The following is a 12,601-nucleotide window of genomic DNA, read 5'->3' on the forward strand; positions in this document are numbered from 1 at the left end:
TTAAAATCTATTTATATTACTATTTAAGCAAATTATATCTCCAAATAAGGAAATTTTACAATTTCCAACATCAAATGTCTTTAAAATAATAATTTATTAAATTTTAAAATTTTGTAGTAAGGCACAAAAAAAGACTCCATTTCTGAAGTCTTCATTGTATTTTTTTATAAATTATTAATCATTTGGAATCCTGTTGCTGTCGTACTTATCACTGCCGAAAGCAAGGACCGGCACGAAAATAAACCCAAAAAAGAAAAGAAGAATGGTATACACCGGAGTTTCTTTTCCAAAGCCTTTTGCCAGTCTGTCATTCACTACCCATGAAGCAAATAGGTTCACGAAAGGAATAAGGAATAAGATGAACCACCAGATCGGTTTCTTAACAATATCAAGCAGTACGATGATATTATAGATAGGAACAAAAGCCGCCCATGCATCTTCTCTGCCTGCTTTCCGAAATATTTTATACATACAGTATCCATAAAATAAATAAATCAGCAATCCGAAGATCATAGAGCCCATTCCCAGTCCTGCAGCGGCTGCACCAGACATTGCATCAGCCCCATCATAAGGGTCTGTTTGTAAAAGAGTTAACATATTATTATTTTTTATTGGTTTTCACCAAATATAAAAAAAGCTTCTAATAAATAGAAGCTTTTCTTAATATATTTTTAATAACAATTATGCGTCAATCTTCGCATATTTTGCATTTTTCTCGATAAATTCTCTTCTTGGCGGCACCTCATCTCCCATTAACATTGAGAAAATACTATCGGCTTCCACTGCATTATCAATCGTTACCTGCTTTAAGATTCTGTGTTCAGGGTTCAGGGTTGTTTCCCAAAGCTGCTCAGGATTCATTTCCCCAAGACCTTTATAACGCTGAACTTCTACACCTTTTCCGTCCGGAGCCATTTCCAAAGTGAATTCTTCACGCTCTTTCTCGTTGTAGGCATATATCTTTTTGTTTCCTTTCTTTAATAAATATAAAGGTGGCTGAGCAATGTAGATATATCCGTTCTCGATAAGTTCCTTCATAAATCTGAAGAAGAAGGTAAGAATCAGGGTAGAGATGTGAGATCCGTCAATATCGGCATCGGTCATGATCACTACTTTATGATATCTCAGCTTAGCCATATTCAGGGCTTTGCTGTCTTCTTCTGTACCTACAGAAACTCCAAGAGCGGTATAGATATTTTTAATTTCCTCGTTGTCATATACTTTGTGAAGCATTGATTTTTCAACGTTCAGAATCTTACCTCTTAATGGTAAAATAGCCTGGAAATGTCTGTCTCTACCTTGCTTAGCAGTTCCACCTGCGGAATCTCCCTCTACTAAGAATAGTTCAGATTCTGCCGGATCTTTAGATGAACAGTCGGATAGTTTCCCCGGAAGTCCTGAACCTCCCATTGGAGATTTTCTCTGAACCATCTCACGGGCTTTCTTTGCTGCCTGTCTTGCTTTTGCGGCTAAAACTACCTTTTGTACGATAATTTTCGCCTCATTTGGGTTCTCTTCAAGGAAGTTGGTAAGCATCTCCCCTACAATTTTATCTACAGCTCCTGAAACTTCAGAGTTTCCCAGTTTCGTTTTGGTCTGTCCTTCAAACTGAGGTTCCATTACTTTTACAGAAATCACAGCGGTCAATCCTTCACGGAAGTCATCACCGGTAATTTCTACTTTTTCTTTCTGAGGAATACCTAAATCATCAGCATATTTCTTCAGTGTTCTTGTCAAAGCACGTCTGAAACCTGCAAGGTGAGTTCCCCCTTCATGGGTATTGATATTGTTTACGTAAGAGTGAAGATTCTCACTGAATGACGTGTTATAACGCATCGCCACTTCTACCGGAATATCATCTCTTTCTGCTTCCATGAAGATTACATTCTCCATGATAGATTCTCTGTTTCCGTCGATAAATTCAACAAACTCTTTCAAACCTCCTTCTGAATGGAAAACTTCCATCGCGAAAGATCCGTCTTCGTTTTCTGCTCTCTCATCAACAAGTGTGATGGTAATTCCTTTGTTAAGGAAAGCCAGTTCACGTAATCTTGTTGCAAGAGTATCGTAGTTGTAAGTAGTTTCCTGAAAGATGGTAGCATCCGGCTGGAAGAAAACTTCTGTTCCTCTCTCAGCGGTAGTTCCTATTTCAGCAACATCTGCAAGGGCTTTTCCCTCTGAATATTTTTGTTGATATAATTTACCGTTAAGGCTTACTGTAGCCACCAATAAAGTAGAAAGTGCATTCACACAAGATACCCCTACTCCGTGAAGACCTCCGGATACTTTGTAAGAATCTTTATCAAATTTTCCACCTGCCCCGATTTTAGTCATGACAACCTCTAAAGCAGATTTTTGTTCTTTTTCGTGAAAATCTACAGGAATCCCTCTACCGTTATCTTTTACAGAAATGCTCTCTCCTTTGTGGATCGTTACCAAAATGGTATCGCAATACCCTGCCAAAGCCTCGTCAATAGAGTTATCTACTACTTCATAAACCAAATGATGAAGACCTCTTACTCCTACATCTCCAATGTACATTGATGGTCTTAGTCGAACGTGTTCCATACCCTCTAAGGCCTGGATACTGCTAGCTGTATATTGTTTTTGACTCATATAAAATTAATAAATTTTGCCTAATGCAAAGACCTACAAATATCGTGATTTTTTTCGACTTATGAAAGTTAAAATATGTCAAAAAAGTCTAGAGTTTTTATTAAAATCAGGAGCCCTGTTTTATCTAAAAAAGTTTAAAGTTATTACCTATTTCCCAAATAGCATCTGTATAAAATCATATTCTACATCCGTATTTTATGCTTAAATTTATTTACTCAAAAGTTGATTATATGGATGATTTTATTGCAGCCCGCGCGCAGATGGCTCTCTCGCTGGGCTTTCATATCATTTTCGCCTGTGTGGGAATGGTGATGCCCTTTCTGATGGCCTTCGCTCACTGGAAATACCTTAAGACCAATAATGAAGTATACAAAGGCCTTACGAAAGCCTGGAGCAAAGGAGTTGCGATTCTGTTTGCTACCGGTGCCGTTTCAGGAACCATGCTTTCATTTGAACTTGGACTTCTGTGGCCGGGATTTATGAAACACGCCGGACCGATCTTCGGAATGCCGTTTTCTCTTGAGGGAACCGCATTTTTTATTGAAGCCATTGCCATCGGGTTCTTTTTATATGGCTGGGAAAAATTCAATAAATGGTTCCATTGGTTTTGTGGATTTCTGGTAGGCTTAAGCGGACTGGCTTCCGGTATTCTTGTGGTTGCCGCTAATGCATGGATGAATTCACCGACAGGTTTCGATTATATCAACGGGCAGTATTTAAATATAGATCCTATCAAAGCGATGTTCAATGATGCCTGGTTTCCTCAGGCTCTTCATATGACGGTGGCTGCATTCTGCGCAACAGGATTTGCCGTTGCAGGCGTTCACGCCTTTTTAATTATGAAGAAAAAGAATGTGGAATTCCATACCAAAGCATTCAGAATCGCGGCCGGATTTGCTTTAATCGGAGCATTCGGAGCGCCTTTAAGTGGTGACGTAGCCGCTAAATCTGTTGCTGAAAGACAACCTATAAAACTGGCAGCGATGGAAGCTCACTTTGAAACTGAAAAAGGAGCCCCCTTCATTATCGGCGGAATTCCTGATCAGGAGAAAGGTGAAGTAAAATATGCCATTAAAATTCCAAAAGTATTAAGCTTTTTGGTGAGCAACGATTTCAATCATGAAGTGAAAGGATTAAATGATTTTCCAAGAGACGAGTGGCCTCCGGTAGCTGTTGTTCACTATGCCTTTCAAATTATGATCTTTTTCGGAGTGGTGATGATCATTATCGGAAGTATTTATCTGTATGCCTTCTTCTTTAAAAAGGAATGGCTGACTAAAAACTGGCTTTTAAAAATATTCCTGTTCGCGACTCCTTTCGGATATATAGCTCTGGAAGCAGGATGGACAGTGACCGAAGTAGGAAGACAGCCGTGGATCATCTACGGAATTATGAAAACTGTAGATGCAGTAACGCCAATGCCGGGAATACAGTATTCTTTTTACTTCTTTACCGCTATTTTCGTATCATTATCATTGATCATCATCTTCCTTTTAAAGAGACAGATCCAGATGGTACCTAAACTTTACGACCCTACAGACGCTCAGTTTAACGATAAAAACAAAAAATCATGATCTACGTTGTAATAGGATTTCTATGGCTTTCTATCTGCCTGTATATCATTCTGGGCGGCGCTGATTTCGGAGCCGGAATTGTAGAGCTTTTCACCCATAAAAAAGCCCGTCACAAAACCCAGGAGATTATGTACGAATCCATCGCACCGGTATGGGAAGCCAATCATATGTGGCTGATCATTGCGATCGTGATCCTTTTTGTAGGATTTCCTGAGATCTACACCACAATGTCCACCTACCTTCATATTCCACTGGTTCTGATGCTTTTAGGTATTATTGCAAGGGGAACCGCTTTTACCTTCAGACATTATGATGCGGTGAAAGACAATATGCAGGTTTTATATACGCAGGTTTTCTATTATGCAAGCCTCCTGACTCCGTTTTTCTTAGGACTGATAGCAGCTGCAACGGTTTCTCATTCGATCAATCCTGACGCCGTTGGATTTTTAGACTTATATATATTCAGCTGGCTGAACTGGTTCGGTGTTTCGGTAGGTCTTTTTACCGTGGCACTTTGCGCTTATCTGGCTTCTATCTTTTCATTAAGGGAAACCCGTGACAAAATGGATCTTACCCTGATGATCAAAAAATCCAGACAGACGATGGTTTTTGTCGTGGTTACGGGGATGCTGGTATTTTTGACCGCTTATATTTCTGATATTCCTCTTGTAATGTGGGTGTTTTCAAAACCATTGGGCATCATGGCGATTTCCTTTGCCACTGTAGCTTTAGGATTGATCCTTCGAGCCCTTCATCGGAGAAAGCTCCTTCCTGTACGGGCATTGGCAGGTTTTCAGATGGTGATGATCCTGATTGCAGCTACCTATCAGCACAATCCCGACATCATCCTGCTTGGAAACGGACAACATCTTTCGTTACTGGAGCATATGGCGCCACCAAAAACCATTAATGCTTTGGGTTGGGCACTGATGCTCGGTTCTTTGTTTATCCTTCCGTTTTTATTTTATCTGATGGCTTCATTCAGTAAGCAGAGAAAGTAAGATATGATTCAGTATACAGACAAAACCGAACTGGTAGAAGCGATAAAAAAGAATTATCTGCTTTATGATAAAGAGTTTAATGACATTTCCGAGGACAAAAAAGATCTTCTGAAACCGGGAGTTGATAAAAGTCCTTCACAGAATATATCTTATCAGCTGGGGTGGACCAGCCTTTTATTGCAGTGGGAATCTGATGAAAAGAAAGGAATAACGGTACAGACTCCTGCGCAGGGATATAAGTGGAACAATTTAGGAGGACTTTACGAATCTTTTTATCATAAGTATGAAACATACAGCCTTGATCAGCAAAGAGAAATGCTGAAGAATCAGGTTAATAAAATTATAGAGTGGATTGAGACTTTGGATCACGACACTTTATTCATTCCTGAACAGAGAAAATGGGCGACCACACCAGCCAAATGGCCTGTCTGGAAATGGATCCATATCAATACCGCAGCGCCTTTCAAGAATTTCGCGGCTCAGTTGCGGAAATGGAAAAAACAAACCGGCACAGAGTGATTCTGTGCCGGTTTTTATTTATTTTAAAGTAAGCTTATACGAGTTTCATTAAAAGAACCTCATCAATCTTCTCTACTTTCACCAGATTATTCTTAGTCAAAGTTTTAGATGCTTTGTCCCATTTTTTACCGGAAAGCTGGCTTTGTTGTTTCACATCATTTAAGGCAAGCTGTTCTCCTGATTTCAAAATTTCAAGAATCACTTTTTCATCTTCACCCAGTTCAATCTGAGGAACCGTTTTTTCCGGTCTCATCTGAGGGAAGAATAATACTTCCTGGATGGATGCATTGTTTGTCAGGAACATGATCAGTCTGTCCATCCCAATTCCCAATCCGGAAGTTGGAGGCATACCATATTCCAATGCTCTTAAGAAATCCTGGTCGATGAACATTGCTTCATCATCTCCTCTTTCTGACAGAGCCATTTGCGATTCGAAACGCTCTCTCTGGTCAATCGGGTCATTCAGCTCGGAATAGGCATTAGCAATTTCTTTTCCGCAAACCATTAATTCAAAACGCTCTGTTAATCCTTCTTTGCTTCTGTGTTTCTTCGTCAATGGAGACATTTCAATCGGATAATCTGTGATGAATGTCGGCTGAATGAAGTTTCCTTCACACTTTTCACCGAAGATCTCATCAATTAATTTTCCTTTACCCATCGTTTCATTCACGTCAATTCCGATAGATTTAGCAAAATCAAACAGTTCCTGTTCAGTTTTTCCGGTGATATCGAAACCTGTATATTTCTGGATCGCTTCCGTCATAGAAACTCTTGGATAAGGCGCTTTCCAGTTGATCGTATGTTCTCCGAAAGTAGATTCCGCACTTCCGTTCACCTGAGTGGCACAGAATTCTAACAGTTTTTCCGTGAAATCCATCATCCAGTTGTAGTCTTTGTACGCTACATAGATCTCCATCGCTGTAAATTCAGGGTTGTGTGTTCTGTCCATCCCTTCATTTCTGAAGTTTTTAGAGAACTCATACACCCCGTCAAAACCACCAACGATCAGTCTTTTCAGATATAATTCGTTCGCGATTCTTAAATATAATGGAATATCTAAAGCATTATGGTGCGTGATAAACGGTTTTGCTGCCGCTCCTCCCGGAATCGACTGCAGGATTGGTGTTTCCACCTCAAAATATCCGGCATCATTGAAGAAAGTCCTCATCGCATTGAACATTTTTGTTCTTTTTACGAAGATTTCTTTCACCTGTGGATTAACCGTTAAATCTACATAACGCTGTCTGTATCTCAGTTCAGGATCTGTAAATCCGTCGTGAACTACTCCATTTTCGTCAGTTTTAGCCTGAGGAAGCGGACGTAAAGCTTTAGTAAGAAGCGTAAAGTTCTTTACTAAAATCGTCATTTCCCCTACCTGAGTCGTGAATAAAGTTCCTTCGATACCGATAATATCTCCGATATCCAAAAGGTGCTTGTACACTTCATTGTACAGTTCTTTATCATCACCCGGGCAGATCTCGTCTCTGTTGAAATACACCTGAATTTTACCCTTAGAGTCCTGCAATTCAGCAAAAGAAGCCTTCCCCTGAATTCTGCGGGACATCAATCTACCAGCGATCTTCACCTGTTTATTCTCAGAAAAATCCTGTTTTATAGATTCTGTAGTATCTGTAATCGTATACTCCTCCGCAGGGAACGCATTTATTCCCATTTCAGTAAGCTTGTTCAGCTTTTCTCTTCTAATGATTTCTTGTTCTGATAATTGCATTTCTTATTTTTCTAAAAGCGTACAAATTTAGGCATTTTTAGTGATTTGTCAATGATGATTTTTTAATTGTTAATGGGCAATGGTGAATTTGCTTCGCAGGGAATTTATTAATGGTGATTATCATTAGGAATAGCAGTTAAATGTGAATGGTGAATGGTCAATATGCTTCGCAGTGAATTTATTGATGGAGGTTATCATTGACGAATAACGGTTTAAATGTGAATGCTCAATAGTGAATCTACCTTGTAGTGAATTGATTAGAGGATAGTGTGAACAGTAAAGTAAACCATCCATTTTGAATCGGCTCACAGGAAATTTCTTTGAACAAATTAATTATTGACAATTAACTTGCGCAGCAAAATTCACTATTGACATTATCTCCGGCCATTAAAACTATTCACCCAGATTAACATTGACCATTGACTTGCGCAGCAAAATTCACCATTCACTTTAAAACCAAGCTTTCCTCTCTTTCTGGGGAGCAAAAGTCCACGCCAGCATTCTGCTTATTTTCTGTCCCTGAGCCATATCAATGGTTTTGACATCTACTGCTTTGACTTTCTTTAAAAGGGAATTTAGCTTAGGAAGATTATCTTTTTTAGAAACCAGACATGTAAACCATAGAACCTGTGAGGAATACTGAACACTTTCCTCAATCATTTTTGAGATAAAAGCGATCTCACCACCTTCACACCACAATTCCGACTGCTGTCCGCCAAAATTAAGTGAAGGTTTTTTAGTTTTTGATTTATTGATATTTTTTGTTTTTCTGAGATTTCCCTTCATGGCAGATTCTTCAGAATCATGGAAAGGAGGATTGCACATAGAAAATGTAAAACGGTCACCGGCCTCGATGATATTTTTGAAGATATGATGGGAATCGGGCTGTTGTTTTAAATCGATAGCAGGTGATAAATCCGGATTGTGATCTAAAATTTGCTGTGCATTGTCTAACGAACCTTTATTGATATCTGTTCCAAGCATTTTCCACCCGTAAGATCGGTGGGCTAGCAAGGGATAAACAAGATTCGCTCCCGTTCCGATATCTAAACCTGATACAGAAGTCCAGGTCAGGATTTCAGCTTGCTGTTCCGCTAAAAGATCTGCGATATAATGGATATAATCAGCACGTCCGGGAATAGGAGGACACAGGTTGGTCTCAGGAATATCCCAGTTTTTAATGTTGTAAAAATGTAAAAGTAACGCCTGATTAAGCAGTTTGACCGCTTTGGGAAGACTGAAGTTAATGGTCTTGGTTTGGTAAGCATTAACGAAAACATAGTGTTTCAGTTCTGGCACACAAGAAATAAGCTGATCAAAATCATAGGGATTACGATGCAGATTTCTTGTGTGCAGACTGGATTTTTCAGTAGTCATATTTATTTTTTCTGACTCAAAATATATTCTACCATTTTTTTAGCATCTTCTTTAGATACCTGTGGATGAGGAGCCATCGGAACGCCTCCCCAAACTCCGCTTCCGCCTTCTATGATCTTTGAGGCCAGCATTTCAATATCTTTATCAGAGTATTTTTCTGCGATCTCTTTGTAAGAAGGTCCTATCATTCTCTCATTCACGGCATGGCATCCTGAGCAGTCTAATGTTTCGATGATCTGGTCACCTGAAAGATTAGCTTTTACCGGCTCTGAAACAGCGGATGTCTCAGCGGGTACACCCTGTGCCTCCGTATTTTCTTTTTTAGAACAGGATAGGATCAAAAATCCCATAGCTCCTGCCAAAAGGAGTTTTTTCATTATTTTTTTGCTGCAGTAGAATCTGTTTTAGCTGCTTCAGGAGTAGCTGGTGCAGGGGTTGCAGCGGCAGCAGGAGCTGCTTTCTTAGCTGTAGAATCTACTACTGTCGTAGTTTCAGGTTCTTCAAGCATCGTGTTGCTGTCCTGTAATGAATGATCTGGTTTCTTAGAACAGTTTACCACTAATAAACTTCCGATAAATGCAATTGCTAATACTTTTCTCATTATTTTTTCTATAAAATTTAGACAAAAATATAAAAAATAAGCGTTTAAACTCATGACAAATGTTCGCGTTACCAATATTTCTCCGGAAAATTAATGTTTAGATAATGATTATTTGTACCGATAGTTTTAAATTTAAGCTATGATTTTCATCTCCAAAATTCTGTTTTTCACCAGTCATCATGGTTTTTATACCGTGGTTATTCTGCTGGCATTCTTTAGCCTGCTTTCTTTTGTGACCAAAAAAGCATGGTTTCTTGCTCCTATTATCCCTTTAGCAATATTGAATGGTGTTGCCGGACAATATCTTAATGCTTGGTTTTTAAATAAATACGGTATTGAAAGTACGGCGATCATCACTTCCGATGTAGAGACCAATTCAACGCTGAATGACATGTATATTCATGATTACGAAGCGATTGTTAAAAAACAGGACGGAAAATTTACTTCAACCTTCTTTTCGACGACCAGTGCAACCATCTACCCGATTGAGAATGCCATCAGAATTCCTGCGATGGGCCAAAATTTTCCTGTAAAATATATACCGAGGTACGAGAAAAACATCGTGATTCTTTACGATCAGTCTGAGGAAGGAAGCAATAGACTGAAGTATGAAAAATTGGCTCCAATAGAATCTGCTAAGATCAAATATGAGGCGGACAGAACAAATAAAGAATTCATAGAAGAATATATTGCCGCACTGGAAGATTATCTAAAAAGCTATGACCGTGAAGAATACAAAGAAAAAATCGAGGAATTAAAAACAGAATTGAAGCAGCTTAAATAAAGGATTTCTATTTTAAGTTTTTTAATTTTTGGACTTTTTCTTGTTTTTGTATAAAAAAAATTTCTACATTTGTCACATGATTAACATGAGCAACAATATTTGGTGGTGGCTTTCAAACTCTTCGTCGGGTCTGGAGGTATTGTCATGTTGCTAATGGTTTAGCAGAATAATTAAAATACACAATATATAGGCTTTGACGGATTCCGTTAAAGCCTTTTTTTATTTCACTCAAAACAAAAATACACGTCAGATGACTACTCAAAAAATTAAAATAAAAACCGATTCAAAGAAAACACTGGGAGATCTTTATACTCCGATGAATATCTATCTGCAGATCAGAGACCGCTTTAGGGATACGATTCTTTTGGAAAGTTCAGATTCCAAGAATATTGACAATAACTTTTCCTTTATTGCCGTGAATGCTGTGGCAGGAATTGAAGTGAAAAACCTGACTGAATTTGAAATCAAACTTCCGGGTTCAGATCCTGTAAAGCAGTTGATCGGAGATAAAAACCTGACTGATATCTTTGATGAATTTCAAAGTACTTTCGAGTGTGAAACCACGCACGATCCTATTGAACAGACGGCTCAGAGCCTTTTTGGATATACCAGTTTTGAAGCGGTACAGTTCTTTGAGGATATTCATTTGAAGCCACAGAGTCCGGAAGTTGAAATTCCGATTCTTCGTTACAGACTCTATCAATATGTCATTGCGATTAACCACTACAACGATGAGATGCACATTATTGAAAATCAGATTCCAGGCTTAAAATCAGAACTTTATCTGCTTGAAAATCTGATCAAAAACCAGAATACTCCGGTCTACCCTTTCGAAAAAGTAGAAAACGAAACTTCTAATCTTACCGATGAAGAATATATCGAACTGGTAAAAACAGCTCAAAAACACTGCATGAGAGGGGATGTTTTCCAACTGGTATTAAGCAGAAGGTTTGAACAGAAATTCAAAGGGGACGAATTCAATGTGTACCGTGCCCTAAGAAATATCAATCCATCGCCTTATCTTTTCTTTTTTGATTACGGAAATTATAAATTATTCGGATCAAGCCCTGAAAGTCAGTTGATTATTAAGGACAATAAAGCCATCATCCACCCTATTGCAGGAACTTTTAAAAGAACAGGACATCTGGAAACGGATCTGCAGTCTATTGAGGCTTTGAAAAACGATCCGAAGGAAAATGCAGAACACACCATGCTTGTAGACCTTGCCAGAAATGATCTTGGAAAACTGGGCAAAAACGTAACCGTTACCAAACTTAAGGAAATCCAGCTTTTCTCCCATGTGATTCATATGGTAAGTGAAGTGACTGCTGAACTTCCGGAAAATATCAATCCGCTTGATATGGTTTCCGCTACATTTCCCCAGGGAACTTTAAGCGGCGCCCCAAAACATAAAGCCCTTCAGCTCATTGATCAATATGAAAAAGACTCCCGAGGTTATTACGGAGGCTGCATTGGAATGATCGGATTAAACGGAACCTGTAACCAGGCGATTATGATCCGTACTTTTTTAAGCAGAAACAATACCCTTTATTATCAGGCTGGAGCCGGACTGGTTGCAAAATCTGTCCCTGAAAATGAATTGCAGGAAGTGAACAATAAATTAAATGCACTGAAAAAAGCGGTAGACAAAGCCGGAAAAATAGTGATGAGTTAAAAGTGATGAGTGATAAGTCAACAATAACTAGCAACTAGCAACTAGCAACTAGCAACTAGCAACTAGCAAACCTACCCCAACCCATAAAAAAACAAAAAATGAGCAACAATATAAACCAACCGGAAACTCCTACTCAACTTAAAGTTCTGGTTTTTGATAACTATGACAGCTTTACGTACAACCTTGTCCAGATCATTGAACGAATTCTGGATCAGAAAGTAGATGTCGTAAGAAACGATCAGATTACTTTGGAAGAGATCGGAAAATATGATAAAATTATCCTTTCTCCAGGCCCTGGAATACCCGAAGAAGCTGGAATATTACTCGATTTGATCAGAGAATATGCTTCTACTAAAAGTATTCTTGGCGTATGTCTTGGCCAACAGGCTATCGCAGAAGCTTTTGGAGGAAGCCTGATCAATCTTTCAGAAATTTTTCACGGGGTAGCAACCTCTGCTGAGTTGGTGAAAGAAAATACCAAAATTTTCAAAAATCTGACTTCAGGAATGGAAGTGGGAAGATACCACAGCTGGGCAGTCAATCCGGAAGGTTTCCCGGAAGATCTTGAAATCACGGCTGTAGATAAGGACGGAATGATCATGGCTCTGCAGCATAAAACCTATGATGTGCATGGGGTACAGTTCCACCCTGAAAGCATTTTAACTCCGGATGGAGAAATTATTATCAAAAACTTTCTTTTACATTGAAAACTATAGAAATTCCCA

At 38.9% G+C, this 12,601-nt stretch carries 12 protein-coding genes; 6 read left to right on the plus strand and 6 right to left on the minus strand.

What is annotated here, in order from left to right; all coding sequences use genetic code 11:
- Positions 1–174: 174 nt before the first annotated feature.
- Positions 175–597, minus strand: coding sequence for a DUF5684 domain-containing protein (locus IW22_RS10430; protein ID WP_034726342.1), 423 nt, complete (start codon positions 595–597; stop codon positions 175–177).
- A gap of 84 nt (positions 598–681) precedes the next feature.
- On the minus strand, positions 682–2,616 hold the full coding sequence (gene gyrB, locus IW22_RS10435) for a DNA topoisomerase (ATP-hydrolyzing) subunit B (RefSeq protein WP_034726343.1): 1,935 nt from the start codon (positions 2,614–2,616) through the stop codon (positions 682–684).
- A gap of 230 nt (positions 2,617–2,846) precedes the next feature.
- On the opposite strand from gyrB, the gene IW22_RS10440 reads away from it, so the two are divergent.
- The 3 genes from IW22_RS10440 to IW22_RS10450 are packed head-to-tail and all read left to right on the plus strand — an operon-like array spanning position 2,847 to position 5,710.
- Positions 2,847–4,190: a cytochrome ubiquinol oxidase subunit I gene (locus tag IW22_RS10440; RefSeq protein WP_034726774.1), complete on the plus strand. Its 1,344-nt coding sequence runs from the start codon at positions 2,847–2,849 to the stop codon at positions 4,188–4,190.
- Positions 4,187–5,191 carry a cytochrome d ubiquinol oxidase subunit II gene (locus tag IW22_RS10445; protein WP_034726344.1) on the plus strand — a complete coding sequence of 335 codons (1,005 nt, stop codon included), beginning with the start codon at positions 4,187–4,189 and terminating at the stop codon, positions 5,189–5,191. The genes IW22_RS10440 and IW22_RS10445 overlap by 4 nt, the downstream gene beginning before the upstream one ends.
- 3 nt (positions 5,192–5,194) lie before the next feature.
- Positions 5,195–5,710 carry a ClbS/DfsB family four-helix bundle protein gene (locus IW22_RS10450; protein WP_034726346.1) on the plus strand — a complete coding sequence of 172 codons (516 nt, stop codon included), beginning with the start codon at positions 5,195–5,197 and terminating at the stop codon, positions 5,708–5,710.
- Between the two features lie 34 nt (positions 5,711–5,744).
- Here IW22_RS10450 and lysS read toward each other — a convergent pair whose 3' ends face one another.
- The 4 genes from lysS to IW22_RS10470 all read right to left on the minus strand — a co-directional run bounded on the left by lysS (position 5,745) and on the right by IW22_RS10470 (position 9,417).
- The gene (gene lysS / locus IW22_RS10455) at positions 5,745–7,439 is read right to left on the minus strand and encodes a lysine--tRNA ligase (protein ID WP_034726348.1); all 1,695 of its coding nucleotides are present in this window, start codon (positions 7,437–7,439) and stop codon (positions 5,745–5,747) included.
- Positions 7,440–7,889: 450 nt separating this feature from the next.
- On the minus strand, positions 7,890–8,816 hold the full coding sequence (gene rlmF / locus IW22_RS10460) for a 23S rRNA (adenine(1618)-N(6))-methyltransferase RlmF (RefSeq protein WP_034726349.1): 927 nt from the start codon (positions 8,814–8,816) through the stop codon (positions 7,890–7,892).
- Positions 8,817–8,818: 2 nt separating this feature from the next.
- Positions 8,819–9,193 carry a c-type cytochrome gene (locus IW22_RS10465; protein ID WP_034726350.1) on the minus strand — a complete coding sequence of 125 codons (375 nt, stop codon included), beginning with the start codon at positions 9,191–9,193 and terminating at the stop codon, positions 8,819–8,821.
- A complete protein-coding gene (locus tag IW22_RS10470; RefSeq protein WP_034726351.1) occupies positions 9,193–9,417 on the minus strand; it encodes a hypothetical protein in 225 nt (74 codons plus the stop codon). Before IW22_RS10470 ends, IW22_RS10465 begins: the two co-directional genes overlap by 1 nt.
- A gap of 139 nt (positions 9,418–9,556) precedes the next feature.
- On the opposite strand from IW22_RS10470, the gene IW22_RS10475 reads away from it, so the two are divergent.
- The 3 genes from IW22_RS10475 (at position 9,557) to IW22_RS10485 (ending at position 12,583) form a co-directional block, all read left to right on the plus strand.
- Positions 9,557–10,201, plus strand: coding sequence for a hypothetical protein (locus IW22_RS10475; protein ID WP_034726352.1), 645 nt, complete (start codon positions 9,557–9,559; stop codon positions 10,199–10,201).
- Between the two features lie 250 nt (positions 10,202–10,451).
- Positions 10,452–11,876 (plus strand): anthranilate synthase component I family protein, encoded by a 1,425-nt coding sequence (locus IW22_RS10480; protein ID WP_034726353.1) that lies wholly within the window; start codon positions 10,452–10,454, stop codon positions 11,874–11,876.
- A gap of 98 nt (positions 11,877–11,974) precedes the next feature.
- On the plus strand, positions 11,975–12,583 hold the full coding sequence (locus IW22_RS10485) for an anthranilate synthase component II (protein WP_051891187.1): 609 nt from the start codon (positions 11,975–11,977) through the stop codon (positions 12,581–12,583).
- Positions 12,584–12,601 lie beyond the last annotated feature (18 nt).

The sequence above is a fragment of the Chryseobacterium sp. JM1 genome, from assembly GCF_000737715.1.
GTDB lineage: Bacteria > Bacteroidota > Bacteroidia > Flavobacteriales > Weeksellaceae > Chryseobacterium.

Coding starts and splice junctions, on each gene's coding strand:
- gyrB (WP_034726343.1), bottom strand. CDS start 2,616: ATGAGTCAAAAACAATATACAGCTAGCAGTATCCAGGCCTTAGAGGGT.
- IW22_RS10440 (WP_034726774.1), top strand. CDS start 2,847: ATGGATGATTTTATTGCAGCCCGCGCGCAGATGGCTCTCTCGCTGGGC.
- IW22_RS10470 (WP_034726351.1), bottom strand. CDS start 9,417: ATGAGAAAAGTATTAGCAATTGCATTTATCGGAAGTTTATTAGTGGTA.
- IW22_RS10465 (WP_034726350.1), bottom strand. CDS start 9,193: ATGAAAAAACTCCTTTTGGCAGGAGCTATGGGATTTTTGATCCTATCC.
- IW22_RS10445 (WP_034726344.1), top strand. CDS start 4,187: ATGATCTACGTTGTAATAGGATTTCTATGGCTTTCTATCTGCCTGTAT.
- IW22_RS10480 (WP_034726353.1), top strand. CDS start 10,452: ATGACTACTCAAAAAATTAAAATAAAAACCGATTCAAAGAAAACACTG.
- IW22_RS10430 (WP_034726342.1), bottom strand. CDS start 597: ATGTTAACTCTTTTACAAACAGACCCTTATGATGGGGCTGATGCAATG.
- rlmF (WP_034726349.1), bottom strand. CDS start 8,816: ATGACTACTGAAAAATCCAGTCTGCACACAAGAAATCTGCATCGTAAT.
- IW22_RS10485 (WP_051891187.1), top strand. CDS start 11,975: ATGAGCAACAATATAAACCAACCGGAAACTCCTACTCAACTTAAAGTT.
- lysS (WP_034726348.1), bottom strand. CDS start 7,439: ATGCAATTATCAGAACAAGAAATCATTAGAAGAGAAAAGCTGAACAAG.
- IW22_RS10475 (WP_034726352.1), top strand. CDS start 9,557: ATGATTTTCATCTCCAAAATTCTGTTTTTCACCAGTCATCATGGTTTT.
- IW22_RS10450 (WP_034726346.1), top strand. CDS start 5,195: ATGATTCAGTATACAGACAAAACCGAACTGGTAGAAGCGATAAAAAAG.